This window comes from Burkholderia sp. Ac-20344, assembly GCF_017104975.1.
Classification (GTDB): Bacteria; Pseudomonadota; Gammaproteobacteria; order Burkholderiales; family Burkholderiaceae; genus Burkholderia.
Genome location: NZ_JAAGPP010000096.1, coordinates 1 through 18,579, shown reverse-complemented (window position 1 = coordinate 18,579; position 18,579 = coordinate 1). Strand labels below are relative to the sequence as shown.

Genomic DNA, 18,579 nt, shown 5'->3' with positions numbered 1-18,579 from the left:
GAAAAGCCGCCCGCGAAGGAAACCGGAAAAACAAAAAAATCAGCGGACATCCACACGGGGCCGGTGCACAGCCGCATGGATGTCCGCTCAGGGCTCCGGGTCTCCCGATGGGGGTTGAGAATCCCGGATTCGCTTCCTGCGTGCCATGGACATATGTGCGTCGGAAGCAAAATCGTTGCGCGTATTGAGCGTCGCGCCATGCACTGCACTATAGGGAAACTTGCGAAATGCATCTGTCAACCATTGTCAGACACGGTGCATCGGCACGTCGCACGCGCGCGCCGCTTTCGCGCTAAAGTGGTTCCCGACCATCACTCCCGGCCGCCCTTCCGATGCTTACGCTCTCGACCGCCGCCGCCCGCGCGCTGCACCTCGCCGCGCAAGGCCTGCTGACGCCGCCCCGCCGCAAGGCAACCAAATCCGACGTGCTCGACACGATCCGCCGGATGGCGCAGCTGCAGATCGATACCATCCACGTCGTCGCGCGCAGCCCGTATCTCGTGCTGTTCAGCCGTCTCGGCGATTTCTCGCCGCAGTGGCTCGACGAACATCTCGCCGAGGCGCGCCTGTTCGAATACTGGTCGCACGAAGCGTGCTTCCTGCCGGTCGAGCAGTTCGGCCTGATGCGCTACAAGATGCTCGATCCGTCGGGGATGGGCTGGAAGTACGCGGCCGAATGGCACGAGCAGAATCGTCCCGACATCGACCGGCTGCTCGCGCGGATTCGCGCCGACGGCCCCGTACGGTCGGCCGATTTCGCCCGCGAGGATGGCGTGAAAGGCAACGGCTGGTGGGATCGCAAGCCCGAGAAGCGTCACCTGGAAGTGCTGTTCACGACGGGCGACCTGATGGTGTCGGAACGCCGCAATTTCCAGCGCGTGTACGACGTGCGCGAGCGCGTGCTGCCCGATTGGGACGACACGCGCGACCTGCCGCCGCGCCACGCCGTGCTGCCCGCGCTGCTCGACTACACGTGCCGCGCGCTCGGTGTCGTGCGTGCGGACTGGGTGGCCGACTACTATCGGCTGCCGCGCCGTTCGTACCGCGCGGAGCTCGAGCAGCTCGCGGACGCGGGCGACCTGATCCCGATGACCATCGAGGACTGGAAGGAGCCGGCCTACGTGCATCGCTCGCTCGAAGCGCTGCTGCCGGCCGCCGAGGCCGACACGCTGCGCTCGACGGTCACGACGCTGCTGTCGCCGTTCGACCCGGTCGTATGGGACCGGCGGCGTGCGTCGACGCTGTTCGATTTCGATTACACGATCGAATGCTATACGCCCGGGCACAAGCGGCGTTACGGCTATTTCTGCCTGCCCGTGCTGCATCGCGGCCGGCTGGTCGGGCGCATCGACGCGAAGGCGCATCGCACGCTCGGTACGTTCGAACTGAAGGCCGTGCATGTCGAGCCGGGCGTGCGGCTCGGCACGGGGCTCGCAGCCGATGTCGCGAAGGCGGTGAAGAAACTCGCGGCATGGCACGGCACGCCGGAAGTCACGGTCGGGCAGGCTCCGCCGGAGCTGGTGAAGGCGCTGGCCGGCGCGTAGTCGTTCACGCAGCCGGCTGGCACAGCGGCGCCGCGCGCCGCCGGCCGCCAATCAGTCGCGCAGCTTGCGGAAACGCGGCGTGCCGTCTTCGAGGTTCCCGTTGAACATCGCTTCCGGCCGTACCCACAGCCCGCGCGCATGCGGCCACAGGTGTTCGTACACGACCACCGATTCCTCGGTTTCGGAATGGCGGGCAACGCCGATGTAGCGGTACAGCCCGCCCTTGTAATGGCGATGCGTCGCGAGCTGTTCGGCTTCCTGTTCGGTCATGATGGGCTTCTCTTCGGCAAAAACGGAAAGCGCGTATTGTATGCGCTGCGCCGCGCGTCAGCGTTTCGCGTAGATGTCCGGGCGGCGGATCTCCATCACCCGCTCGGGATTCGCGGACGGCCCGAAGCCGACCGGCCGGTACAGCTCGTGCGCATCGGACGTCACGAGCATGATGCGGCGCAGGCCCTGCACCATCTCCTGCGCGAATACGTGGTCGATCAGCGCGCGGCCGTAGCCGTTGCCGCGTTCGGCCGGCAGCACGAACACGTCGCACAGGTACGCGAACGTCGCATGATCGGTCACGAGCCGCGCGAAGCCGACGAGCCGGTCGCCCACGTAGGCGCCGAAGCATAGCGAGCCCTCGATCGCACGCTCGACCACGTCGCGCGGAATGCCCTGCGACCAGTACGCGTCGCGATGCAGGAAGTCGAAGATCGCGTCGACGTCGAGTTCGCGCTTGTCGGTGGAAAATCTCAGCGTGGCGGGAGTGGCAGCGGGCACGTCGGTCTCCGGTCGGGGTCGTGGAAGGCGAAACGTTGACGATACCGCGCGGCGTGAGGGGCTACAAGCGGCGCGGCTCATCCGGAAGAGGCGAAGAAGCTGCTCGACTATCTGGCGTCGCCGCAGGCGCAATCGACCATGCGGGCGACGGAGCTCGATTCGGTGACAATGTCGGCTGCCCAATCAACCCGCCACGCCGCTTCATGCCCTTCCGCCTCATCGCATTCGACTTCGACGGCACGCTCGCCGATTCGCTCGACAGCTTTCTCGCGGCGCTGTCGGAAGCGTCGCGCATGCACGACTTTCGCGACGCCACGCCCGAGCTGCGCCCGGCGCTGCGCGGCATGTCGGCCCGCGACATCATTCGCGCGCTCGACGTGCCGATGTGGAAAGTGCCGCGCGTGACGATCGACATGCGTCGCCTGATGCGGCCGCGCATCGCGCAAGTGGCATTGTTCCCCGGCGTCGACGAAACGTTCGATGCGCTCGCCGCGCGCGGCATCCGCATTGCGATCGCCACGTCGAACACCGAAGAGATCGTGCGCGACCGGCTCGGCCCGCGCGCCAGCAGCCGTGTCGAGCATTTCGCATGCGGCATTCCGCTGTTCGGCAAGGCACGTCGCCTGCGCGCACTCGTTCATGAGGCCGGCGTGCGTAACGACGAAGTGCTGTACGTCGGCGATGAAATCCGCGACGCCGACGCGGCACGGCGCGCACGCATCGCATTCCAGGGCGTCGCGTGGGGCTACACCGCGCCGGACGCGTTGCAGGCGCATTGCGCGACGCCATTGCTGCCTCGTCTCGACGCACTGCTCGATCGCGTGTGATGCATTCGCGCGCATCGTGCGTCCGGCTCGCCGCGTCGCTCGACGCGCACGACACGACACGACACGACACGACAGCACGACGATGCAATACAGATGACACACACGCGCATCGCGCATGCCCCGTGCGCGCAAAAATTGCTGCCGTCGCGCACGCAACAGGTACGCAATACCTGCCGACGTTCTTGCTCATCGGTCCGTCTTACCAACCGTTACACAAACCACAGCGCGGTTGCACCTGCTACCGGATCGCTCTCCTAGAATCAGTCGGGCCGGGAAACACTTCGACCGGCGCCGCGGCAGAGCGGCGGTCGAATCCGGCCCGGGCGCGCCCGGTCTCTCGCACAGCGACGGATCACATGATCCGTTTTTCAACCAGAGCCCCGATCGAAAGGAGGTCACATGAACCGCTTTCCCCACATCTCGCGCCTTGCTTTGTCTGCCGCCGGCCTGCTTCTCGTCGCCGTGACGGCGACCGCGCAAACCGCACAACCGGCACCCGCCGCACCGGCGGCACCGGCCGCTGCCGCGACACGTATCCACGAAGCCGACCAGACGTTCATCACGGACGGCACGAAGACCATCTCGACGCAGCACGACGCGGCACGCATCGCCGATGCGCGCACGGCGGACAGCCAGGTCAAGGCATTCGCGCAACGCGTGTCGGCCGACGATGAAAAGATCATCCAGGCGATGCGCGCAGCCAGCCCGCGCGGTATCGACGTGCCGGCCAACGACCCCGACACGGCCGTGCTGAACAGCATCAAGACCCTGCGCGGCGCCGAGTTCGACAAGGCGTATATCGAGCAGGTCGCGCTCGCCGGCCAGCAGAAGGCCATCTCGGCATTCCAGGCCGAGATCGCATCGGGCCGCGACACGAAGCTGAAGGAGGTCGCCCGCCAGTCGCTGCCGATCCTGCAGAAGCACTACGCGGACGCGCAGAAGCTCGCGGAACGCCACCACCTCGCCTCGGCGCAGTAACGCGCCGCAGCGCCGCGCATCGTGCGCGGCGCATGGCGTCCCCCGTCGTCGCGTCGCCGCTCCCGTTCCGGCGGCGCGACGCACGTCAAACGACACCCGTTACACGTTACGGCGCGAGCTTCGCCAACAGCCGCGCACGCACTTCCGGCCATTCGTCGTCGATGATGCTGAAGCGCACCGAATTGCGCTTGCGGCCATCCGGCATGATCCGCTCGTGACGCACGATGCCCTCCTGCTTCGCACCGAGCCGCAGGATCGCCGCGCGCGATTTCTCGTTCAGCTCGTCGGTCGTGAATTGCACGCGCACGCATTGCAGCACGTCGAACGCGTAACCCAGCAGCAACCATTTCGCTTCGGTATTCGCGCGCGTGCGCTGCGCCGATTCGCTCAGCCACGTATGGCCGATCTCGAGCTTGCGGTTCTTGCGATCGATCTTCCAGAAGCGCGTGCTGCCGATCACGCGGCCCGATGCGCGATCGACGATCGCAAACGGCATCACGGTGCCGGCCGCACGCCCCTGCAATGCGCTGTCGATATAGGCGTCGATCGTGTCCGGGCCCGGCACGACCGTGACTTTCAGATTCCACAGCTGGCCGTCGGCGGCAGCGTCCAGCAGCGCCTGCCGGTCGGATCGGTCGAGCGGCTTCAGTTCGACGCGTTCGCCGGTGAGGATCGGTTGTTCGAGGGAAGCAGAAACGTCGGTCATGAAGGGTTCCGGAAAGAGACGACGACGGCGAGACGCCCATCATACGGCCGCCTCAGCCGAGGAGCGTGGCCAGCCGGCGGCGGATCGCCTTCGCCTCGCCGCGCAGTGCGCCGGCAAACGCGTCGAGGAGCAGGCTCGTCGGCCGGTGCTCGGGCACGATCACGCTGACCCGGTACGGAAACGACCGCGTGAGCGGCCGCACGTGCAGGTCGCGCCCGACGAAGTCGAGCGCGGTCAGCGGATTGACGATCGCGGCACCGAGCCCCTGCCGCACGAACGCGCACACCGACACGGCCGACGGTGTGTCGACGACCGAACGCGGCGCCACGCCGAGCTGCGCGAACGCCTCGTCGATCAGGATGCGGTACGGATCGTTCAGCGACAGGCTCACGAACGGGCGATCGGCGAGATCCAGCAGATCGATCGCGTCCTGCGCGAGCAGCGGATGGCCGTCGGGCAGCACGCACACTTCGTCGACTTCGAGCAGCGGCGTGAGCACGGTGCCGGCCGGCGCGACGTCGCGCTCGGTCAGCCCGAGGTCGTAACGCTGCGCGGTCAGCCACTCTTCGAGCACCGGCGATTCCTGCGTCGCAACCGACACGCTGACGCCCGCGTGCTTCTCGTTGAAGCGCCGGCACGCGCCGGGCAGGATCGCGTGCGAGAACGCCGGCAGCGCGATCACCGACAGTTGACCGTCGCGAAACTCGCGCAGCCGCGCGGCCGTCTCCGCAACACGTTCCAGCCCCACATACGCGAGCCGCACGTCGTCGAACAGCGTGAGCGCGGCCATCGTCGGCCGCAGCCGGCCGTGCGTGCGCTCGAACAGCGCGAAGCCGACGACCTGCTCCATTCGGGCGAGCTCGCGGCTGATCGTCGGTTGCGACGTATAGAGCATCTCGGCCGCGCGCGTCGTGCTGCCGGTGACCATCAGCGCGCGAAAGACCTCGATATGGCGGTGCGTGAGCATGATCTTCTATATCAGATATGAATCGAATATCGATAAACAGGCATTTTACTGTATAGCCGATCAGGCGCATCATTCACGCTATCCGTTCATTCGTTCCGATTCATCTGCCATGTCCCTCGATTCCCGCCAGCTCGCGACGCTCGCGCAGCAATACGGCACCCCGCTGTGGGTGTACGACGCCGACGTCATCCGTGACCGCATCGCCCAACTGCGTCAGTTCGACGTGATCCGCTATGCGCAGAAGGCGAACTCGAACATCCATATCCTGAAGCTGATGCGCGACGAAGGCGCGTGCGTCGATGCGGTGTCGCTCGGCGAGATCGAGCGTAGCCTCGCGGCCGGGTTCAGCCCCGCCGGCGAGCCGGAAGGCGTCGTGTTCACGGCCGACCTGATCGACCGCCCGACGCTCGCGGCCGTGCTGAAGCACGGCGTGACCGTCAACGCCGGTTCGCTCGACATGCTCGCGCGCATCGGCGAGCATGCACCGGGCCACCGCGTGTGGCTGCGGGTCAACCCCGGTTTCGGCCACGGCCACAGCAACAAGACCAACACCGGCGGCCCGCAGAGCAAGCACGGCATCTGGATCGACGACGTGCCGCGCGCGCTCGAGATCGTGCGCCAGTACGGGCTGAAGCTCGTCGGCATCCACATGCATATCGGTTCGGGCGTCGACTACGGCCACCTGTCGCAGGTGTGCGATGCGATGGTCGATCTCGTCACGTCGCTCGGCCATGACATCGACGCGATCTCGGCCGGCGGCGGCCTGTCGATCCCGTATCGCGACGGCGAGCCGCGCGTCGACGTCGGTCACTACTTCAGCCAGTGGGACGCCGCACGCAAGCGGATCGAACGGCATCTCGGCCACCCGGTGCGCATCGAGATCGAACCGGGCCGCTTCCTCGTCGCCGAGGCCGGCACGCTCGTGACCGAAGTGCAGGCCGTCAACCGCCGGCCGAAGCACGATTTCGTGCTGATCGACGCGGGCTTCAACGACCTGATGCGCCCGTCGATGTACGGCAGCTACCACGCGGTGTCCGTGCACGCGCACGACGGCGCGCTGCCTGCCGGCCGGCCGCTCGTCGATCTCGCGATCGCGGGGCCGCTGTGCGAATCGGGCGACGTGTTCACGCAGGACGCGGGCGGCGTGGTCACGCACCGCAAGCTGGCGCAGCCGCAGATCGGCGACCTGCTGTTCCTGCACGACGCGGGCGCGTACGGCGCGTCGATGTCTTCGAACTACAACAGCCGGCCGCTCGCGCCGGAAGTGCTCGTCGATCGCGGCACGCCGCGGCTGATCCGCCGCCGGCAGACGATCGACGAATTGCTCGCGCTCGAGACGTTCGAGTAACGCGCGCATCACGGAACGGGGCGCGCGGGCCCTCGACCGGCCGCGCCCGCGCCTTCGTTCAGGCGCGCCCGTCACCCCGCGCGCTGCACGGGCGCCATCTTCGAGAAATACTTCGCGCCCGCCACGCAGCCGACCACGACGAGCGTCACCACGACCATCGACGGCGGCACCGTCTCGTGCAGCAGCCCGGCTGCCAGCAGCAAGCCGAAGAACGGCTGCAGCAGCTGCAACTGGCCGACGCCCGCGATCCCGCCGAGCGCAAGCCCGCGATACCAGAACACGAAGCCGATCAGCATGCTGAACAGCGACACGTATGCGAGGCCCCACAGCGCGGCGGTCTCGACGCCGTCGAACGTCGCGGGCCAGGTGAGCCACGTGAGCGGCAACATCAACGGCAGCGACAGCACGAGCGCCCACGAGATCACCTGCCACCCGCCGAGCTCGCGCGACAGGCGCGCGCCTTCCGCGTAACCGAGCCCGCATGCGACGATCGCGGCGAGCATCAGCGCATCGCCGATCACCGACGCCTGGCCGCCGTTGCGCAGCGCAAACGCGGCCACCGCACCGCTGCCGACGATCGAGAAGATCCAGAACGGCAGCCGCGGCCGTTCGCCGCCGCGCCACACGCCGAACAGCGCGGTCGCGAGCGGCAGCAGCCCGACGAACACGATCGCGTGCGCGGAAGTCACGTGCTTCAGCGCGAGCGCCGTCAGCAACGGAAAACCGACCACGACCCCGAGCGCGACGATGGCCAGCGACACGGCCTCGGCACGCGTCGGCCGCCGCTGCTTCAGCATGACGAGCAGCAGCAGGCCGAGCGCACCGGCGATCGTCGCGCGCGCGAACGTGAGGAACAGCGGGTCGAGCCCCTGCACCGCGACACGCGTCGCGGGCAGCGAGCCACTGAAGATGATCACGCCCAGCAGGCCGCTGAGCCATCCGTCGGTCGTCTTTTGCACGGGAAATCCTGAACGGGGAAAGGGGATCTCCGATGATCCGCCGCCCGTGAAAAGCGCGTAAGCTACAGCCCAATACAATTCGGACAAACTGTACTGGACAACCCGCCGTACAGTTCATTCTTCGCCATGAGCCAGGCCGCCCCGCTTCCCGTTCCGCCCACCCCGTCGCGCACGCGCGTGGAAACCGTGATGGATACGTTGCGCGCACGGATCGCGAGCCGTGCGCTGATGCCGGGCGCGCGCGTGCCGTCGATCCGGATGATGGCGGACGGGCTGGGCGTATCGAAATCGACGGTCGTCGATGCATACGAGCGGCTCGCGAGCGAAGGCGTGCTCGTCGCGCGGCGCGGCTCGGGTTTCTATGTGTCGGGACACGCGCCGCCGCTCGCGCTCGCCGATCTCGGCCCGCGCCTCGATCGCGGGCTCGATCCGCTATGGCTGTCGCGCCAGTCGCTCGAGGCGGCGCCGACGTCCGTGAAGCCCGGTTGCGGATGGCTGCCGCCGTCGTGGCTGCCGGACGAGAGCCTGCGCCGCGCGCTGCGCGCCGCGTCGCGCGACGAATCCGACGCGCTGACCGACTACGCCACGCCGCTCGGCCTGCCCGCGATGCGCCAGCAGCTCGCATGGCGGCTCGCGCAGCACGGCGTCCAGGCCGAACCCGCGCAGATCATGCTGACCGACGGCGGCTCGCATGCACTCGATCTCGTCTGCCGCCTGCTGCTGGAGCCTGGCGACACGGTCGTGCTCGACGATCCGTGCTACTTCAACTTCCAGGCACTGCTGCGCGCGCACCGTGCGCGGATCGTCAGCGTCCCGTATACGCCGAACGGCCCGGACCTTGCGCGCTTCGAGCAGGTGCTCGCCGAGCACCGGCCGCGCCTGTACATCACCAACGCGGCGCTGCACAACCCGACCGGCGCGACGCTCGCGGCGCCCGTCGCGCACCGGCTGCTGACGCTCGCGGCCGGGCATGGCCTGCTGATCGTCGAAGACGACATCTTCGCGGATTTCGAGAGCACGCCCGCGCCGCGTCTCGCGGCCTTCGACGGGCTGTCGCGCGTCGTGTCGATCGGCAGCTTTTCGAAGACGCTGTCGGCTGCGATCCGCTGCGGCTACGTTGCCGCGCGCCCGGAATGGATCGAGGCGCTCGTCGACCTGAAGCTCGCGACGTCGTTCGGCCATGCGCAGATCGGTGCGAACGTCGTCCACCGGCTGCTCGTCGACGGCACGTACCGGCGCCATGTCGACAGCCTGCGCGCGCGCCTCGCGGACGCGATGGGCGAAACGCTGCGCCGCGTCACGCGCGCCGGGCTGCGGATCTGGACGGAGCCGCGCGGCGGCCTGTTCGTGTGGGCGGCGTTGCCCGACGGGCTCGACGCCGCGCGCGTCGCGCGCCATGCGCTGGACCACGACGTGGTGCTCGCGCCCGGCAACGTGTTCAGCGCGTCGCACGGCGCGACGTCGTACCTGCGCTTCAACGTGTCGCGCTGCAAGGGGCCGGCGGTGTTCGATGCGCTGGCGCGGGCGATGGAAGCGGTGCGGGCGGCGGACACGACAGGGCACGTGCTCGCCCGTGAATCGTGACGGCAGGCGAGCGCCCTAGCTGCCGGCCGACACGATCTCCGCGACGAAATCGACGAACGCCCGCACCTTCGCGGGCGGTAGATGGCGCGACGGATAGTACGCGAACAGCGGGAACGCCTCGCCGCGCCAATCCGCGAGCAGCTCGACGAGCCGCCCCTGTTCGATCAGCCCCGCCACCCCGCTCGACTTGAAGCGGGCTATGCCGGCGCCGGCCAGGCATGCGCCGAGCATCGTGCCGGCGTCGTTGACGAGCAGCCTGCCCGTCGTCTTCACCGGCACGCGCTTGCGGCCAAGCTGATAGACCCATTCGAGCGGCTGGCCGGTCAGCGTGTTGCGCATCTGGATGCACGCATGGCCGACGAGATCGGCAGGCGCCTCGGGGCGCCCGTGTCGTTTCACGTACGCGGGCGCGGCAACCGTCACCGCCCGCGTCTCCAGCAGCTTGCGGGCCACCAGCGACGATGAAGGCGGTTCGCCGAACCGCACCGCGACGTCGAATCCTTCCGCGACCAGATCGCCAAGTTGCTCGCGTGCCGCCAGTTCAAGCGACAGATCGGGATGGCGCGCCAGGAACGCGGGAAGATGCGGCGCCAGCACCCGCCGCGAAAAATACGCGTCGACATTCACACGCAACCTGCCGCGCACGGCTGCGGCCGAACCGGCGGCCAGCGTGACCGCATCGCCGATGCCGGCGAGCAACGGGCCGATGTCCTCGTACAGGCGGCGCCCTTCGTCCGTCAGTGTGACCGACCGCGTCGTGCGATCGAGCAGCCGTACGCCGACGCGCGCCTCCAGCCGACCCACGGCCCGGCTGACACCGGACGGCGACAGGCCGAGCGCGTCGGCCGCGCGCGCGAAGCTGCCGCTTTCGACGATCGCGGCCAGCACGCCCACGTTCGCCAGGATCCGCCCGTCGATGCTCATGATTTCACTCATGACAAAAGATCACCAATCAAATGACATGGATTCGATTCCATCAGGAATCGTCGCTCCCTATCATGCAACCCGATGCATCGCGACGGCAAGCCCGGTCGCGATACGTCGATCCGGCGCCCGGTCATTCCGGCAGGCGTCTTCTCCACTTCTCGATGAGGATTTCGAACCATGTACGCCATTACCGGCATCACCGGACAGGTCGGCGGCGCGCTCGCCCGGACGTTGCTCACCGCCGGCCGGCCCGTACGGGCCGTCGCGCGCGACGCCCATCGCGCCGCACCGTGGGCAGCGCGCGGCTGTGACGTCGCACTCGCCGACATGACCGACACCGCCTCGCTGACGACGACCTTCTCTAACACGGACGGCGTATTCGTGCTGCTACCGCCCTGCTTCGATCCGGCGCCCGGATTCCCCGAGACGCGTGCCGTGATCGACGCCGTCGGCGCGGCGTTGCGCGCCGCGCGACCGCGCAAGGTCGTCTGCCTGTCGACGATCGGCGCACAGGCAGCACAGGTAAATCTGTTGACGCAGTTGACGATGATCGAGCAGGCGCTCGGCGACCTGCCGATGCCTGTCGCGTTCCTGCGCCCCGCGTGGTTCCTCGAAAACGCCGCCTGGGACGTCGCGACCGCGCGGGACGCCGGCGTGATCCGCAGCCTTCTCCAGCCGCTCGACCGACCGGTGCCGATGGTCGCCACCGAAGACGTCGGCCGCGCGGCGGCGACCCTGCTGCAGGACGAATGGTCCGGTGCACGCATCGTCGAACTCGAAGGGCCGCGGCGCGTCAGCCCGAACGACTTGGCCACCGCGTTCGCTCGCGTGCTCGGGCGCCCCGTGCAAGCCGAGGCCGTCCCGCGCGACACGTGGGCCGGCCTGTTCGACGCACAGGGGATGCGCAACCCCGAACCGCGCATGCGCATGCTCGACGGCTTCAATGAAGGCTGGATCGATTTCGCGTCGGCGCCTGCTGATGTCCTGAAGGGGAACATCGACGCAGACGCCGTGCTGCACACGCTCGTCACCCGCGCCGCCTGAGCAGGAATGAGGCGACGGGATGCCCAGCCGCCTGCTTCACACCTCCCCCGCGTGCGCCCTCGCCCGCACTTCCGCAAACGACGTATCGACGAGCAGGCGCCCCGTATCGAACACCGTGACCAGCGCCTCCTCCCATTCGCCTTCCAGCATCCGGTCGTCCCACGCGGCTGGCAGCGTCGTCGTCCGATACTCACCGGTGCGGAAATTGCGCAGCAGCGTGAGCCGCCCCTTCTTCGAGCGCTTGCCCTGATCGGTGACCGGATCCTTGCGGACGTCGTGCCACACACCGCCGCGCCGGATCGCCGAGCACTTCATTGCGAAGCGCTGCGTATCGCGGTTCACCTGCTGCAGCAGCGCACCGCCCATGCCGAACACGAGGTTGCCGGCCGCATAGCCCGCGTCGTCGAGCGCGGAAAGAATCGCTTCGATCGACAGCTCGTCGACACCGTCGCCCTGGATCACGCGCACGCGATTCAGCACGCGCCGCCCCTTGCCGTTCACGGTCGAGCCGAACGACGCGTCGAGCGCGCGCACGGTCTTCAGCACGATCGCCACGGGATCACCCGAATCGGGACGCACGACCAGCGTCGCGCCCGAATCGAGCACGGCCTGCCGAAGCTCGCCGCCCCACAGATCGAGCGCCGCGAACAGATCGTAGGAGTCCGACACGACCGAAACGATCGCACCGGGCAGGCCAAAGCGGCGAATCATGTTCCGGTACGCATCGGCTTCGTGTTCGCGGCCCCACGACGTGATCGTGCTGTGCTCGGCCGCCGGCACCGAGTACGCGGCCATCGGCTCGCGATAGAAGCGGTTCGCGGCCAGTACGCCGAGCACCGTGTCCGAGCCCATGAAATTCACGAGGTGCGCAGCACCGCCGATCGCAGCCGACTCCGCACTCGACACGCCGCGCGCGCCGAAGTCGTGCAGCTTGAACGGCAGTTGCGCGAGATCGTCGTCGGTCTTTTCGAGGAAGCGGCGGATCGTCTGCCGCAAGTGCCAGCTGCGTGTTGCGACCGTCACCGGATACCACACGCGCAGCAGCATCGTCTCGAGATACGACGCGAGCCAGAACACCTGCGGGTCGTCGCATTCGACCGTCATCAGCACGTTGTGCACGGGCACGACCGAGCCCTCGGGCACCGCGCGGATCTTCACCGGCAGGTAGCCGTCGTAGCGTTCGACGATGTATCGCCACCCCGCTTCGTTGAACGGCTCGCCGTGCACCTTGAAGAAATCGCGCGCTTCGTCGATCATCGCGTGCGTGATCGGCTTGCACAGATAGTCCTTCAGCAGCATCTGCAGGCCGAAGAACACCGTGCGGTCGTAGCGGCCGCCGCGCGATTCGACGTACGAGAACATCGCCGATGCGTCGGGCGGATACTGCAGGAAGTGGGAAGCCTTGTACGAATCCGTGTTGAGGATCGGATTGGCGAGAACCGCGGCAAAGCCGCCGAGATCGTCTTGCATGGCTAGAGCTCCTCTAGGCCGTTGAAGTGCCGCCGCGTCTGTCGCGGCGGACGGAATGCGGGGAATCAGCGGATCACAGCTTCCCCAGGAAGTGATACGCGATGTCGAAGTGATCCTCGAACATCACGCTGCGCATCTGCGCGAATTCGTTGAGCGGCACCCAGCGCGCCTTGTCGGCATCGTCGCTGCCCTTCACGCGCGGCAGTTCGCCGGTCGGGAAGTTGAACAGGCACGCGTGCGTGATCGTGCGGCCGCGCAGCGAACGCGTCGGGTGATCGAACACCTGGCGATCCTTGATCGAACCGCGCAGCACGGGCTCGGGCAGCTTCAGCCCGGTTTCCTCGCGCAGTTCGCGAATACAGGCCGCGTCGAGCCGCTCGTCCTGGTTCACGAACCCGCCCGGCAGCGCCCACAGGCCGCGGCCCGGTTCGCTGCGGCGGCGCACGAGCAGGATATGGCCCGAGTGCACGACCACCACGTCGACCGTCACGAACGTGACGGGATACGGAGCGGCCGCCCATGCCTTGCGATACGCGGCGATGAATTCGGCTTCCGACTTCAGCTGCGCGAATTCCGGCTGCGTACGGAAACGCTCGAGCCAGCCGAACACGGGTTCCGGCACGGCCCACTGCACGAAACTGTTGGTGCGTTCGGCGAAATACTGGTCGCGGATCTCGGTGGCGGAAATGTCTTCGGTCGCATCGACGTCGACGAGCTCCCATTGCGGGAACATCCGCAGGTAATACGAAGTGGCGTCCTTCTCGTGGCCGATCAGCCCGACCTTGCGCTGCGCGATGTCGCCGAGCGCGGACGCGACGGCGTCCTGCACCCAGCGCACCCAGTCGCCGTCGTTGTAGGTCGAATCCTGCAACGGCGCGATCGTGACGCGGTCGCGCTCGGACGCGTCGAGCAGCGAAGCCAGCATCTGGCGGCGCTCGTCGAACGAGAACGGATCCTTGATGGTGCGGGGCTTGTCGGTCGACCCGATCAGCACGCACACGCGCTCGGCCCGGCTCAGTGCCGACTTCAGCACGTTCAGGTGACCACGATGCGGAGGCTGGAAACGACCAATGAAAACGAGCGCGTCGAAGCGCCGGTTCTGTTGCGTACTCATGAGGCTCCCTCAAGAGATTGAAACGCTTCGGGTCTTTCCCGAAGGGTTGAAACGAATCCTAGGGGAAATCCCGGAGGGCGTCAATCGAGCCCATCCTCGACTTGACGAAGTCTGAAGAAATGCGCGGTATTGGCGGGTTACACTCGATTTCATCCCAATCCGCGTCATTGCACCCGCCATCATGAGGATCTCAGTCAGCCGGACCGTCGGCGTCGATCGCAGACGCCTCTTCACGTGGTCGCAGGATTACGCGCGGCGGCTCGTGTGGGACAGCTTCCTCACCGACGCCTATCTGCTCGACGGCATGGCGGCCGACGTCGGCGTCGATGCGTTCTGCCGCAGCCAGTCGGGCGCGACGATGGTGTCGCGCTACATCTCGTACCGTCCGCCGCAGGTCGCGGCCGTCGAAATGGTCGACGGGCCGAAAGTGCTCGAATGCTTCAGCGGCAGCTGGAACTTCACCGAGCACACGCCCGGCACGACCGAGGTGAAATTCACGTACAACTTCCGTGCTCAGCCATCCTGGCTGCGCTGGCTGCTCGAACCGCTGATCGGCGCGTTCTATCTCGTGCAGACGCGCCGGCGTCTCGATTCGTTCAAGCGCTGGGCCGAAGCCGAAGCGCTGCCACGCTGACCGGCGACCGCGGGCCGCACGCCCGGCGTATCTACGCCAGCTCCTCCCGAATGGGTTCGAACCCGCCACCGCCGCGCCGCCGGGCATTCACCGCGCATTTGCCAGATTCACCGAACCCGGGGAAACTACGGGCGGCCGTCACCCTGACGGCGAGCCCCGACCGAGAGAACGGGGCACTCCTCCCTGCAACGGCTTCGACACGAACCTCATCCGATGAGCCTGATATCCCGATTCTTTGGCCGCAAGGAAGCACCCGAAAACCCCATCGCGCTGGTCGCGGCACCCGACGTCGAGAATCCGCTGAGCGTCGCGGTCGTCTTCGACGGCCCGTTGAAGGTCGATATCGCCGCGCTGACGGCCGCGCTGCGCGCGTACCACCCGAGCATGAAGCAGGCGCGCGTCGAAACCGAGCCGACACTGGAGCAGGTATTCGGGCTTGCCGGCTGGGGCACCCACGTCGTCCGGCTGGTCGGCTTCGATGCGCCCTATCCGTCCGACGCGCTGGAAGCGTGTGTCGCGCCGGCGCACTACGGGCAGGACCTGAAGCAGCAGGTGCGCGCGAGCCGCAGCCACGTGATCCTCTACTACGCCGGACACGAAGCGAATCCGCTCGACCAGTATGTCGCGTTGGCAGCCGTCGCGGGCGCGCTGGCCGAACAGAACGGTCTCGCAGTGCTGAACGAGCACGCGCACACGTCATTGCCGGCCGGCGTCTTCAACGCGAAGGAACTCGGCGAGGAAAGCCTCGAAGTGCTGCGGGATATCCCGCTGAACCTGTTCTTCTGCGGCTTCGTGAAATATGAAGTCGAAGGCGTCGACGGCGTGTGGATGCGCACCTATGGCGCCGACGTGTTCGGCCTGCCCGATTTCGCCGCGCTCGCGGAAGGCCATCACGAGGGCGAACGTTATTCGGGCATCTTCAACAACGTGATGCATTACCTGCTGGAAAGCGGTGCCCGCATGCATGCGGGCGAAACGATGCAGATCGGCGCGGAAACGTTCATGAAGCTGCGCGAACCGCTCGAGCACGAGTACTACCTGCAGGGGCCCGCGCAGGTGCTGGTGGCCGAGCTGATCTCGGCGGACCAGATCAATCGCTGATTTCACTTCGTCGTATCTTGCTGCACGGTGCACGGGTTCAACGCTTCGAGGGTTCGAGGCTTCGCGAACCGCGTGCGCCGTCCCTGCGTCACGGGAACGTCTCGGCACCGGTATCGCGGCGCAACGTGACTTCCATACCGGTCAGCCATCCTGACGATTTCAGGATCGGGCGCGCGATCGCGTACAGGCGATCGGCGCTCGCACCATAGAAGTACAGGTAACCGTCGTTGCCATCGCGATGCAACTCGGTCTCGCCCAGTTCGCCGGCCCCTGCCCGCTTCACTGCGCGATCCAGCCGCTGCTCCAGCGCGTGGAGGCGCGCCTTGTCCTTCTCGTAGTAATCGAAGTGAACCATCACGACCGGCCCGGGCGGCTTCGGCAGCACATCGGCGGCAGCGTTGCCTGCCAGCAGCGCCAGGACGAGCAACGCAGCGAACCGGATGCTGTTACGCATACCGGTCAAGGGAGTGACATGCCTGCTCACGTCGCCGCACCGCCGCGCGCAACCTGCTGCCGGACCTGCGCCAGCGTGCCGAGCGCGACGGCGATCGCATCGACCGCATCGGCCGCACGCGCCGCGCCGCACATGAACGCGTCGACGGCCGCGAAGCGATGCTCGGGCCACGTGTGGATCGTGATGTGCGATTCGGCGAGCAGCACGACGCCCGTCACGCCATGCTCGCCGCCGAAATGATGGAAATGCGCGCCGATCACGCGTGCGCCCGCGCGTTGCGCCGCATCGGTGAGAATCGACTCGAGCCGGGCGGCGTCGCGCAGCAACGCCGCGTCGATACCGGCCAGGTCCGCCAGCACGTGCGAGCCGAGCGTCGCACGCGGTGACGCGATCCCGTCGCGCGCGGTCATTTGTGCGACCCGTACGACGAGTACCCGCTGCGGGCCGACGAACTGCCCCAGCCGCTGCCGCCTGAACCGCTGCCGCCGATCGATGCGCAACTGAACAGCGTGACGACGATCAGGCCGTAGAGGCCGTAGAGGATGTACCGGATCACGCGTTGCCCCCGTCCGATGCAAAGCGCTTCCACAGCCATTCAGGCAGCCACAGCACCAGCAGGCCGATCAGCACGTAGAAGGAGCGGCCGCTGAACGAGAACAGCGAGCCCATGTTCAGGATCACGAGCAGCGCGCTGAACACGAGCGGCAGCGGCGCGAAACTGTGCGGGCCTTGCCGGCCGAACAGCCCCGTCGACGCAGCGGCACCCGTTGCCGCCGCAGCCGCGGCCGTCGCGAGCGCCGGCGTGCCGAAGCGTTCGGCGAGTGTGCTGCCCGACAGCGGCCGCGCGCGCGACCAGACGATCTCCGCGTCGCTGCGCTCGCGCGTCAGCTTGTCCTTCTGCCAGCCGTAGTCGATGATCGACGTACGATCGCCGACCTGCACGCGCCAGTTGAACGCACCGACCACGTAGACGACCTCCGAATCGTATTCCTCGCGCAGGCGGTAGGTCTTGCCGCCATCGGTCAGGTCGGACTCGCTGCCGATCGTCGGCCACTGGTCGAGCACCTGCACGCGCTCCCAGCGCCCGTCGCTCTGCACGAGCCACAGGAAACCGCGCCGCGGGTTCAGCAGCAGGTATTCGTCCCACGTCGCTTCGTCGCCCGGCACGCGGCAACGCATCATCCCGATCACCGTGTACTTCACGCCGTCGAACGTGCCGATCGCACCGAGCTCCAGCGCGCCCTTCACGGCTTCGAGCTTGCGCTGCGCCGCGAACACGGTCTGCTGCTCGGCCGTGCACTGCACACCCGCGTGGCAACTGCCGCACACGACGTAATCGGCGACGTTCGGCGCATACGACAGCGGCGCGCCGCAGCTCGGGCACGCGAACGGCACCATCTCCGCACCGCGCTTCCCGCGCGTATCGTTTTCGGTATCGCGCAGCCCGGTGAACGCGAGCGCATCGAACGCCAGCGCTTCGCCCGTATAGACGGCCGGGCTCCCGCCATTCGAATCGGCGTCGGAATAGTCGTAGGTCGCGAACGCGTTGCCGGTGCGCAGGTCGACGACGCGCGCCTCCCAGCCGGCATCGACGCGGAACGGCAGCTCGCCGTCTCCACCCGTGCAGCGCGCGGTGCGCACGTCGGACACGAGAAACGCGCGGCCGGCGTGATCGATCCGCATGCCCGGTTCCAGCGTGCCGAACGCAGGCCGCGCGCCGCCGGATGCATCGTCGGGCTCGCGCACCGTGATCGCATACTGGCCCGACGCATCCGACAGCCAGCCGAACGTGCCGTCGTCGAACACGACATACCACTCGCTCCACGCGCCGGCGTCGTAGGTCATCTGGATGCGCCCGAGCACCGTGAACGTACGCTTGTCGTAGCGCCCGGCCGTGCCGATCTGGATCGGCGACGCATCGTCGAGCACCGTGGCCAGCTCGCCGATGCGCTCGACGTCGGACCCGCGCTTGAGCAGCGTGCTGCGGCAGAACGCGCAGACGGCCATCACCGCCGCCGCCGAGCGAAACTCGACCGGCGCGCCGCACTGGGGGCACGAGGTACTGAACATGCGCGACGTTTACCGCGTGAGCTTTGCGAGGATCTCGGCCTTCGCGCGCGAATATTCGTCTTCGGTCACGAGGCCCTTGTA

General features: G+C 67.5%; 20 protein-coding genes and 1 pseudogene. 9 read left to right on the top strand and 12 right to left on the bottom strand.

Annotated features, from left to right (window positions below):
* Positions 1 to 332 precede the first annotated feature (332 nt).
* Positions 333 to 1,544 carry a crosslink repair DNA glycosylase YcaQ family protein gene (locus G3N64_RS25785; protein WP_205786433.1) on the top strand — a complete coding sequence of 404 codons (1,212 nt, stop codon included), beginning with the start codon at positions 333 to 335 and terminating at the stop codon, positions 1,542 to 1,544.
* 51 nt (positions 1,545 to 1,595) lie between these two features.
* On the opposite strand, the gene G3N64_RS25780 is transcribed toward G3N64_RS25785, so the two are convergent.
* Positions 1,596 to 1,814, bottom strand: a complete 219-nt coding sequence (locus G3N64_RS25780; protein ID WP_006480837.1) for a DUF1653 domain-containing protein — start codon at positions 1,812 to 1,814, stop codon at positions 1,596 to 1,598.
* 57 nt (positions 1,815 to 1,871) lie between these two features.
* Complete coding sequence (locus G3N64_RS25775) at positions 1,872 to 2,315, bottom strand: GNAT family N-acetyltransferase (protein ID WP_205786432.1); 444 nt, start codon at positions 2,313 to 2,315, stop codon at positions 1,872 to 1,874.
* Positions 2,316 to 2,384: 69 nt separating this feature from the next.
* Between G3N64_RS25775 and G3N64_RS39910 the strand changes: the two are divergent.
* From G3N64_RS39910 to G3N64_RS25765, 3 genes and pseudogenes are all read left to right on the top strand, one after another.
* Positions 2,385 to 2,483: pseudogene (locus G3N64_RS39910) on the top strand (ABC transporter substrate-binding protein); the annotation flags it as partial.
* A 35-nt stretch (positions 2,484 to 2,518) separates the two neighbouring features.
* Entirely contained in the window at positions 2,519 to 3,142 is a 624-nt protein-coding gene (locus G3N64_RS25770) for an HAD hydrolase-like protein (RefSeq protein ID WP_205786431.1), read from the top strand.
* Positions 3,143 to 3,541: 399 nt separating this feature from the next.
* A complete protein-coding gene (locus G3N64_RS25765) occupies positions 3,542 to 4,120 on the top strand; it encodes a DUF4142 domain-containing protein (RefSeq protein WP_205786430.1) in 579 nt (192 codons plus the stop codon).
* Positions 4,121 to 4,226: 106 nt separating this feature from the next.
* Here G3N64_RS25765 and G3N64_RS25760 read toward each other — a convergent pair whose 3' ends face one another.
* Complete coding sequence (locus tag G3N64_RS25760) at positions 4,227 to 4,826, bottom strand: GNAT family protein (RefSeq protein ID WP_205786429.1); 600 nt, start codon at positions 4,824 to 4,826, stop codon at positions 4,227 to 4,229.
* A gap of 52 nt (positions 4,827 to 4,878) precedes the next feature.
* Complete coding sequence (locus tag G3N64_RS25755; protein ID WP_205786428.1) at positions 4,879 to 5,793, bottom strand: LysR family transcriptional regulator; 915 nt, start codon at positions 5,791 to 5,793, stop codon at positions 4,879 to 4,881.
* Between the two features lie 109 nt (positions 5,794 to 5,902).
* Here G3N64_RS25755 and lysA point away from each other — a divergent pair, with 109 nt between their 5' ends.
* Complete coding sequence (gene lysA, locus G3N64_RS25750) at positions 5,903 to 7,141, top strand: diaminopimelate decarboxylase (RefSeq protein WP_205786427.1); 1,239 nt, start codon at positions 5,903 to 5,905, stop codon at positions 7,139 to 7,141.
* A 71-nt stretch (positions 7,142 to 7,212) separates the two neighbouring features.
* Here lysA and G3N64_RS25745 read toward each other — a convergent pair whose 3' ends face one another.
* Complete coding sequence (locus G3N64_RS25745; RefSeq protein ID WP_205786426.1) at positions 7,213 to 8,100, bottom strand: DMT family transporter; 888 nt, start codon at positions 8,098 to 8,100, stop codon at positions 7,213 to 7,215.
* Between the two features lie 126 nt (positions 8,101 to 8,226).
* Between G3N64_RS25745 and G3N64_RS25740 the strand changes: the two genes are divergently transcribed.
* Entirely contained in the window at positions 8,227 to 9,684 is a 1,458-nt protein-coding gene (locus tag G3N64_RS25740; protein ID WP_205786425.1) for a PLP-dependent aminotransferase family protein, read from the top strand.
* A 15-nt stretch (positions 9,685 to 9,699) separates the two neighbouring features.
* Here the strand turns inward: G3N64_RS25740 and G3N64_RS25735 are convergent, their stop codons facing one another.
* Entirely contained in the window at positions 9,700 to 10,608 is a 909-nt protein-coding gene (locus G3N64_RS25735) for a LysR family transcriptional regulator (RefSeq protein ID WP_205786424.1), read from the bottom strand.
* A 180-nt stretch (positions 10,609 to 10,788) separates the two neighbouring features.
* On the opposite strand from G3N64_RS25735, the gene G3N64_RS25730 reads away from it, so the two are divergent.
* On the top strand, positions 10,789 to 11,655 hold the full coding sequence (locus G3N64_RS25730) for an NmrA family NAD(P)-binding protein (RefSeq protein WP_205786423.1): 867 nt from the start codon (positions 10,789 to 10,791) through the stop codon (positions 11,653 to 11,655).
* A 36-nt stretch (positions 11,656 to 11,691) separates the two neighbouring features.
* Here G3N64_RS25730 and G3N64_RS25725 read toward each other — a convergent pair whose 3' ends face one another.
* Both G3N64_RS25725 and G3N64_RS25720 read right to left on the bottom strand, forming a co-directional pair.
* Complete coding sequence (locus G3N64_RS25725; protein WP_205786422.1) at positions 11,692 to 13,125, bottom strand: nicotinate phosphoribosyltransferase; 1,434 nt, start codon at positions 13,123 to 13,125, stop codon at positions 11,692 to 11,694.
* Positions 13,126 to 13,198: 73 nt separating this feature from the next.
* Positions 13,199 to 14,239 carry a bifunctional nicotinamide-nucleotide adenylyltransferase/Nudix hydroxylase gene (locus G3N64_RS25720; protein WP_205786421.1) on the bottom strand — a complete coding sequence of 347 codons (1,041 nt, stop codon included), beginning with the start codon at positions 14,237 to 14,239 and terminating at the stop codon, positions 13,199 to 13,201.
* A gap of 181 nt (positions 14,240 to 14,420) precedes the next feature.
* On the opposite strand from G3N64_RS25720, the gene G3N64_RS25715 reads away from it, so the two are divergent.
* Together G3N64_RS25715 and G3N64_RS25710 are read left to right on the top strand one after the other, a co-directional pair.
* Positions 14,421 to 14,873 (top strand): SRPBCC family protein, encoded by a 453-nt coding sequence (locus tag G3N64_RS25715; protein ID WP_205786420.1) that lies wholly within the window; start codon positions 14,421 to 14,423, stop codon positions 14,871 to 14,873.
* Between the two features lie 213 nt (positions 14,874 to 15,086).
* Positions 15,087 to 15,974, top strand: coding sequence for a DUF4261 domain-containing protein (locus G3N64_RS25710; RefSeq protein WP_205786419.1), 888 nt, complete (start codon positions 15,087 to 15,089; stop codon positions 15,972 to 15,974).
* An 88-nt stretch (positions 15,975 to 16,062) separates the two neighbouring features.
* On the opposite strand, the gene G3N64_RS25705 is transcribed toward G3N64_RS25710, so the two are convergent.
* Genes G3N64_RS25705 through G3N64_RS25690 form a run of 4 tightly spaced genes read right to left on the bottom strand, consistent with a single transcriptional unit; the run spans position 16,063 to position 18,498 of the window.
* Positions 16,063 to 16,428 (bottom strand): hypothetical protein, encoded by a 366-nt coding sequence (locus tag G3N64_RS25705; protein WP_205786418.1) that lies wholly within the window; start codon positions 16,426 to 16,428, stop codon positions 16,063 to 16,065.
* A 26-nt stretch (positions 16,429 to 16,454) separates the two neighbouring features.
* Positions 16,455 to 16,838: an adenosylmethionine decarboxylase gene (gene speD / locus G3N64_RS25700; protein ID WP_205786417.1), complete on the bottom strand. Its 384-nt coding sequence runs from the start codon at positions 16,836 to 16,838 to the stop codon at positions 16,455 to 16,457.
* Positions 16,835 to 16,984: a hypothetical protein gene (locus G3N64_RS25695; protein ID WP_205786446.1), complete on the bottom strand. Its 150-nt coding sequence runs from the start codon at positions 16,982 to 16,984 to the stop codon at positions 16,835 to 16,837. The genes speD and G3N64_RS25695 overlap by 4 nt, the downstream gene beginning before the upstream one ends.
* Positions 16,981 to 18,498, bottom strand: a complete 1,518-nt coding sequence (locus G3N64_RS25690; RefSeq protein ID WP_205786416.1) for a DUF4178 domain-containing protein — start codon at positions 18,496 to 18,498, stop codon at positions 16,981 to 16,983. Before G3N64_RS25690 ends, G3N64_RS25695 begins: the two co-directional genes overlap by 4 nt.
* Between the last annotated feature and the right edge of the window lie 81 nt (positions 18,499 to 18,579).